This window comes from Campylobacter sp. W0066.1, assembly GCF_024723635.1.
Classification (GTDB): domain Bacteria; phylum Campylobacterota; class Campylobacteria; order Campylobacterales; family Campylobacteraceae; genus Campylobacter_D; species Campylobacter_D lari_C.
The window spans coordinates 1-8,422 of sequence record NZ_JANQCW010000026.1; the positions used below are offsets into that span (position 1 = coordinate 1).

The 8,422-nt window shown below is 25.1% G+C and carries 3 protein-coding genes and 1 pseudogene; all 4 read left to right on the plus strand.

Annotated elements, in window-relative coordinates; all coding sequences use genetic code 11:
* The coding region (locus CAMP18497_RS07885; protein WP_337213653.1) for a lipase family protein at positions 1-3,329 on the plus strand (3,329 nt) is incomplete at its 5' end.
* Entirely contained in the window at positions 3,326-6,808 is a 3,483-nt protein-coding gene (locus CAMP18497_RS07890; RefSeq protein WP_337213655.1) for a hypothetical protein, read from the plus strand. The genes CAMP18497_RS07885 and CAMP18497_RS07890, both read left to right, overlap by 4 nt.
* An 11-nt stretch (positions 6,809-6,819) precedes the next feature.
* Entirely contained in the window at positions 6,820-8,106 is a 1,287-nt protein-coding gene (locus CAMP18497_RS07895; protein ID WP_337213658.1) for a hypothetical protein, read from the plus strand.
* A gap of 53 nt (positions 8,107-8,159) precedes the next feature.
* Positions 8,160-8,422: pseudogene (locus tag CAMP18497_RS07900) on the plus strand (hypothetical protein); the annotation flags it as partial.

The window sequence follows — 8,422 nt, forward strand, 5'->3', positions numbered from 1 at the left end:
GTGGCTTTAGTGCTACTTTGTTTGAAGATACTAAAGATAATAATCAAAAGATTATAGTCATACGAGGAACAGAGCCTACAAGTAATTTTAGTGTAGATATTTTGGATGCTGATGTTGATTTAGCTTTAGGCAAAGTTCCCTATAATCAATATCTTGATATGATTAAATTTTATTCTGAGTGTGTTAAAGAATTTCCAAATATTATAAAAGACAAAGGTTTGGTAATTGTAGGTCATTCTTTAGGCGGAGCTTTGGCACAACTACTTACTCTTTCATTAGCGAGTGTTAATTCTAGTGCTAATGTTAAAGAAATCTACACTTTCAATTCGCCTGGTGCAAAAGAACTAAAAGCTTTAAATTTAAATCAAATTTACAGAATAGATGGAAAAATTATCAATTCTGATAATAAAGAGCAAGCATTGTTTTATCAAATAAGATCTTATAAATATCAAAAAAGTATAGAAATAAACTTAATAGGATATGATTCTAATTTATTTCAAAATATAAAATCATACTTTCACAATAAAACAAACTTAAAAGAACATTATATCTTTATAAAAACAAATATAATTTATAGTAAATCAACGAATTATTTTTATGATATTTTTGAAGTTGATGAAGTATTTATAAATTGTGTTAATCAGCTCCTTGCTAATCTTAATATCAAAAATATTTTAGCTACAAGTGATAATACTTATCATATTGAAACAGATACTGATTCCGATGCTTCTAATACAAAAGGGGTGATACAAGATTTAGGAGTAGATATAGACGGGAAGCATTATATTGTTAATTTAGGGGATCGATTTTGGGATTCTCATTTTTTAGAGCCTACTATCATAGAATTAAATTATATTTTAAATCTTATGAAAAATAAAGAAATTGATAACCTTTTAGAGTATAATATAAATAAGGATGAAGAGCTATGGACTTTTATCAAATACCATAATAATGTTTTGGCTACCGCAAGAACTCGTTATGATGATCGTATTTTGTCATATTTTAGCATTCCTAAACTATCTAATGATTTTTCAAATTCTTTGGAATATTTGCAAATTCATTATTTACCAAAAGAACCCAAAAAACCTTTATTTGCAGCAAATATTCAAGGTTTCTCATCTACGCAATTGCAAGCTTTGGAGGAATATAAAATAAAAAAAGCTAAATATGATGAGGAGTTAAAATGGTATGAACTTTATAAAGTAAAATATGAAAGAGAACAACAAATTTTTAATCAGAAATTTAAAGAGTATTTTTCAGAAATAATTTTTTATCAAAATAGACTCTATTCTCATAAAAAAACACAAGAGAAAATTATATTAAATGCAATAATACAACAAATTAATCAAAAAGATATAACATATTTTAATTTGTATTCTGTGGTAGAATTTTTAAAAGAAAACAAGGCTTATTATAAATATATAGATTTAAATGAAATCCAAGATTTAATTTTAAATGATTTAGATAATAAATTGGGTTATTTTTATTGCCTTTATGTATGTATAAATTTAATAGTATTAAGAGAAGATAAAAATACTTATTTCACCCAAGTTACCGCTATAAACAATCTAGGCTATAATTCTACTTTCACAAAGATCTTCATCCTAGATAAAGAAAACCTTAATAATACCTATCTTGATGCTAGAAAAAGGCTTTATAAATCTATCAATACTTTAAAAGAAAAAAGAAATGAAAAAATAAAAGATATCCAAGCCTATTTAGATAAAGAAATTTCCTTACAAGATAATCTAAATAACCAAAGCTTTAATACTAAGGAAAATGATGTTAATTTAATTTTAAACGAAGTATTTAACATAGAGCAATTTTATGATAAAAATACCAATACCATAGTATTAAAGACAAATAATATAAAAATCATATTCTTAGATAAAGTAAATTTACAAGATTTGCAAGATAATTCTAACAATACTTCTTTCATCTCTATGTCAAATTTAATCCATATTTATGATAATCATTGTGATATTTTTGCAAAAGATAGAAGTGTTTTGGATATAAAGGACATAGAAGAAAAATATCAAATAGATTTTAAAAGTTTAGATACAAAAATCTTTTTAAACTCCACCCTCCTTACAGGCTCAAGTGAAATTCCTAACAATCCTTTTTACTTTGGAGAATTAGATCAAGATAATGCCATAAAACAAGATACACCTAGTTATTATTTTTCTCCTAAAGATGAAAATAGTGGCAAAGGAAAACTTAGCATCTTTTATAAAAATGATGAACTTTGCTTGCTTAATTATTCTATTATAGAAAATTCTTTAAATATTAAATTAGAATGTTTAAGCAAGCAAAGCTTAGAGTATAAAGATTTGATTTCAAACACTCTAAAAGAACAAAAAACCATACAAATAAATAAAAAACAAGCTATAGCTAAACTTCATGCTCTTTTAGAAAATCAAAACCTAGAATGTATCCATGGAGGTAAAGTCATACTTCAATCAAACAAAGGAAAAACTTTTAAAGATAGTGGTGTGCCTATTATGCTAGAAAGTGATTTGCTTAATTCTAGCATAAGTGGTTGTCCTAATACTATAGGAAAAGTAAGTTATCCTTGCACCAAGGTAGTAGATGTTAAAGGCTCTTTATCTCAAAAGAAAGTTAATAATGAATATGTAATCTTACAAGAACTCATCTCAGCTTGTATTAGTGATAAAGGCTTTCCTTTAAAAGTAAGCTTTGTACCTACTAAGTTTAAATTTGATCATAGTTTTAATCCTAAGGAAGGCTTAGCAAAGCAAAGCAAAAGCCAAACAAAGCTAAAAGAGCCTATAATAAGACTACATTATAAAAGTGATAGATTTCAAAAAGATAACCTACCTATCTATAATCTTTTGATCAATAATGAAAAAAAAGAACAAAATAAAGCTTTAAGTGAATTAAATATAGATCAAAAAGATTTAAAAGATATAGAAGATGTTAATATTCTTAATCAATTCAAACAAGACTTTAGTAAAGATTATGAATTTAAAGAATTAAATTTTAGTTTTGATACTAATTTAATCAAACTTTATTTTATTATCCCAAAAAATATTGCTAAAGTTTATAAAAGTGCTTATAAAGAATTTGAATATAAAGATTTAGGAGCAGGGTATTTTACACAGCTACATGAGTATGATAAAATCATCAAAAATTCCCTAGAAGATAATAAAGAATTAAACGAATATCATTTTAGTTTTTTAGCTCCTGCTAAAATGCAAAATTTAAAATTTCAAATCGCAAATGGACTAGATGAGATCTTAGAAGATGAAGATAGAAAACAAGAGCTTTATGTTTGTAAATTTGTAGTAGTGAATGGGATTAAAATATGAAAATAAAAGATTTCACCTTAATTACATCAAATCATAATTTGGAAATTGAGTTAAAAAATCTTACCGAAAATGCTAATAAAATTATTTTTATATGTGGTGATTTTGATGGATATAAAGAAGCTAAGAATTCTTTGTATAAGACACTACATACTATTGAATATAAATTTAAAATTAACAAGAAAAAAACTTTTAAAATCATACATTTAAATCAAGCTAATAAAGATGAAATCACAAAAGAACAAAAATTTAGTTCTGATAAAAATTTATCTAGTATTAAAAAAATTATCTTCAATAATTTAAATTTTTTAAATGATGTAATCAATCAAAACGAAAATAAAACGCTCAATAAAATTATTGATGAGAGTAATGAAGAAAATATTGAAAATTTTTTAAAAGGAGTTCAAAAAGAATTAAATACATTATTAAAAAATATCAAAGAATCTGATTATTTTGAGCAAGAGATTAAACCAAAGATACAACTTACCCTAGATACACTTTTTAATACATTTTTAAAAAATATCACTCAATCTAATGATGATGAATATAAGCAAATTATTAGAGCTATAGCAAAATTTTTTATCAATATATTAGATTCTGTAACCAATCTTAAAAAACCTATCTCTTTAGTCAAAAAAAATCCTTATGTTTTTGTTGTAAATACATTATTTGAAGCTTATAATTCTTCTTCTGACTATCAAGAGCATAAGGAGCAAAAATATTATTATGATTTTGCTTATCCACTTTTAGAGCTTATTACTAGTAAGCTTTATCCTATTATCGCTTTGTGTAATGAAGAAATTTTATCTGATGTATTGATTATAGATGATAAAGTATTATTAGATTTTTCATCTTATTCTAATGTGCCTTCTATTAGTCTTTATAAAAATAGTTTTTATAAAGTTATTTTAGATGAAGAATTTCAAGGTATTTTTGATCATTTTTTAGAAAATAATCCAAAAATTGAAAATGAAAAGTTAGATAATACGCTTTTGATTAATTCTAGTTTAAAAAATTTTGATACAACATTAAAAAAAGCAATCAATTCAAATATCTCTGAACTTAATCATTTCTTTTATGCAGAATATCCTGATTTAAATTCTTCCATACTAGTAGAAATGATACTAGATAAAAAAAATACTGATCAAATCAATACAACAAAAATGGGTAAAAATTATTTGTTTATTACCAATCCACCACAGCTTAACAATGCAGCACTTTGTGAAGATTTGTATCAAAAAAAATTAGGAGCAATAATAAAAAATCGCCCTAAAGCTCTTACAAAAAATGAAAAACTTGGATTAAAAGAGCAATTTCCTAGTAAAAGAGATTATGGTTCTTATTTTATAGAAAGAGATGTTAAAAAGGAAGATGATTTTGTATTGCAGCTTTGTCCTTTTGTGAAACTTGATGGACAGATTTATCAAAAATATAAAAGGTATTTTAATTTTTATAATCAACCATATTCTCGGTTATTGTTTGATTTATTAGAGAGTACAAAACAATCAGTTGAGCAAGATTTTGCTTATATTGATAGCTTTTTTAAATTACCCAAAGAACTGGAAGAAATTAGCGAAAAAGAAAAAGAAAAAGTAAAAGAATATATCGGGCTTTTTAATAATTATTTAGATAATATCAATTCTGATTATGATCAAATGCAATTTTTTCTTGAGTTAGAGTCATCAATATCCAAAACATATGAAAATGTAGATTTTAAGAAATACTCACCTTTAACGGTTGTTTTATTGACTTTAACTTTGTATGTTTTACAAAAAGACTTAGTTTCTACACAAGAATATTCTCTTGGTGTTAAAAATATTGTAATTCCAAATTTAGATTATGGTGATAAAGAAATTTCACTTAATTACCAAAAGATTAAAATACCAAATTATTTTAATGAGTATATCTTATTTATCCCTGATGATATTTATTTTTATGATAATGATAAAAAAAATTACATCTTTTTATCTAAAGAATTAAATAAAAATAAAAAAGAAGATGAAGTTATCTATTTAGATGAATTAGCCAAAGCTATGTTTGAAAATGATTTTAAAGAAGATGATCAAACTTATGTGGATTTTTTAAAAACCTTAAATGAAAGCTTTGATGAGGAAATTGAATTTAAAGAAAATACACAAACAGATAAAACTCTTCCTTTGAAAAAAGATTTAGATAAAAGTATTCAAGAAATTATGCTTGATAATGAACTTGCAAAATTATCCATAGATATCACTTTTTTTAATATCATTAAGCAACTTTTTCCTTTTGCAGAATTTTTTATGAGCCAGCCTGATTTTTTTAAAAAAATGATTTTATTTTTTATAAATTCAAGCTTTGATAAAAAGCATTATGGTAATAAATTATTTTCTAGTTTTAAAGCACATTTTTTTAAAGAACTAGGGATATTTTATGCACTTAATCCTAAAGGACATTTTATAAAAATTAATCCAAAAAGTAAAAAGCCACTCAATAAGCTTTTTTTATATCAAATAGGAACAAATTATTATTATTTTAATCAATTAGAATATGCAAGCGAGTTGAAAAAGTCAAAGAGTTTTTCAAGATTGGATAAAGCTAAGCAAATTCATTTGATATCAAAAGTAAAAAAACAATTAGCTATTGATTTTTCTATTAAAGTAAGTAAAAATTTAAGTATAGATGTGTTAAAAAATTTAGCAGGATCTTTTATCGATACACTTTTGCCTACAAATTATGAAAGATTAAAAATTTTATATGAAAAACTAATGTATGAAAAATTTACTTACAATTATGATTTTCCTTTAGCTGTAAAAAAAGAAGAATACTTAACCTATCCTTTATTGATAAATTCTAGATTTATGAGTTTTGATTTATCTGAGTTTATTTTTGGTTCTTTATTATGCACAGGTGGGCTTAATTATTATCCTAGTATTGCTTGTGCTACGACTTCAAGCAAAGCTAGGGAATTTGCCTTAAAAAGACTTTTATCTTATATTATTTTAGATGAGAAAAGAAGTGCTTTTAAGGAAGATAAAATCAATGAGGGTAAATACATCTTAAACGATATGGAATTTTTTGAAGAAAACAATATAGAACTTAGAAATTGTAATATATGTAAGCTAGAGCATTTTCAAAGAAAAGAAGAGTATAAAACACAACACCCAGTGATAAAACAACACCCTATCTTAGCTTATAATGATACTATACAAATTTTATATGAATATGCAAATGGTATTTATAATACTACTCAAGATGAAAAGGGTAAGTTCATAGAAGATAGACAAAAAGCAAGAAGATTAATGGAAAATTTAGAAGCTATAGGACAGCATAATTTAGAAGTGATGTATAAGGGGATAGAGAGAGAAAAGACAAATGATGAAAGTAAGATGGAAGAAAATGAGGAAGAAAGTGATAATATTAATAAAATGCAAGATTATTCTAATGAATTTATAGGCAGATTAGCCACTACTATAATCATGGAAGATGGTTTGTATATAGGATGAAAGGATAAATAATGAGTGAAACTTATGAAATTTATACACCTAATGGTATTATTTTAGATGTAGAAAAAAAAACGAATAAAATTTTATTAAGTGATGGGGGAGCTAAGGTAGGCAAATACACCCAAGAATATTCTAAAGCTTTGTTTGAAGCACACAATATCAAACAAAACTCCCCCTACAAAGACTATCAACCCAGATATTTAGATCCTAATCTTTATACAGGGCAAAGTTCTACTTTGCTTGAATTTAAAGATTGGCAAAGTATTTATTTAAAAGATCCTATTAAAGGAAGCATAGCTCCTTGGACTAAAGCAGAAAAAGCTTATTATAAATCTTTAAAAACTAAAAAAGAAAGATATAAGTATTTAGTTATAAGAAGTGGTATAAGAAGTGTTGTTATAGATATACCTTATGAAGCTATAGGAGCTGTAGATGAAAAAGGAAATGTAGATCCTAAATATGAAAAATTATATAGAATAGTAGATGATAATAAACATAATCTAAGATCAAGTTTATTTCATAATGAATGGGGTATGGCAGCAGGAATATTAGGTGATTATAAATATCTAGCTAATGATATGTCTCGAAATGGTTTTAATGCAAGATTTATCCAAGCTACTATACTTTATATACAATTAAGTGGAGGAAGTAGCATATTAGATAAACCTAATTTATTAGGTGCTATTTATGGTTATGCTGATATTGCTGTAGGAAGTGGTTTAGTAGGAGTGCATAAAAATCCTTTAAGAGAACAAGAGATTAAAACCTTAGCTAAGACTTTAAAACCTGATGAATTTGGTATGCTTCCTTTTATAGATGAGATTATGGGAGTAGATTGGATAATTGATTATAATAAATATAGAATTGCTAGTGATCAATTTGGAAGTATGTATAAAGCCTTAAGAAGTGATATAGTTGAGGGTAAGATAAAAGATCCAAGAGATGTAGATTCTACTTATGAAAGCAGAAGAGAATTTGATCGTTATAGGGGAGGGTATAAAAATGGTATGCTGCAAGGTTATGGAACCGATACACCTAATGATTGGAGTGAAGAAGAAGCACAACTTTTTAATGATACTTTAATACTACATGCCAAACTAGCAGCCCTAACTCCTCCTCAAGGCTATCCTAATGCACCTTATTATTTTACCCCTGAAAACCTAGAATGGTATTATAAAAGACATAAACTTGATAAACTCCTTGATCCAAGAATTCCTGCCATATATAGATATAATTTTCCAGAGGATTTAAGAGCTAAAATACTAGCTTATGCTAAAGAACATAATATAAAAGAGTAATTTAATCAAAACAAAAAAATATTTAAAGTAAAATTAAAATAAAAGGACAAACAATGCAAAAAATGCTTCAAATTGATTTAGAAAAAAGAAAAGCTTTAGAGAATTTAAAAAATTTAAGCTTATTGGGTTTTGGTGGAGTTATGTTATTTAATCTAAATAAAGATGATGTGATTAAAGATAATGATATTTTTTCTATGCATAATATGAATCATTTTTTACAACTTAGTTTAGATCAATTTTACATACCTAATGCTTTTTTAAATATTTTAGAATTTTTACATATTAAAAAACATATTGATATAAAAGAATCTTTTCA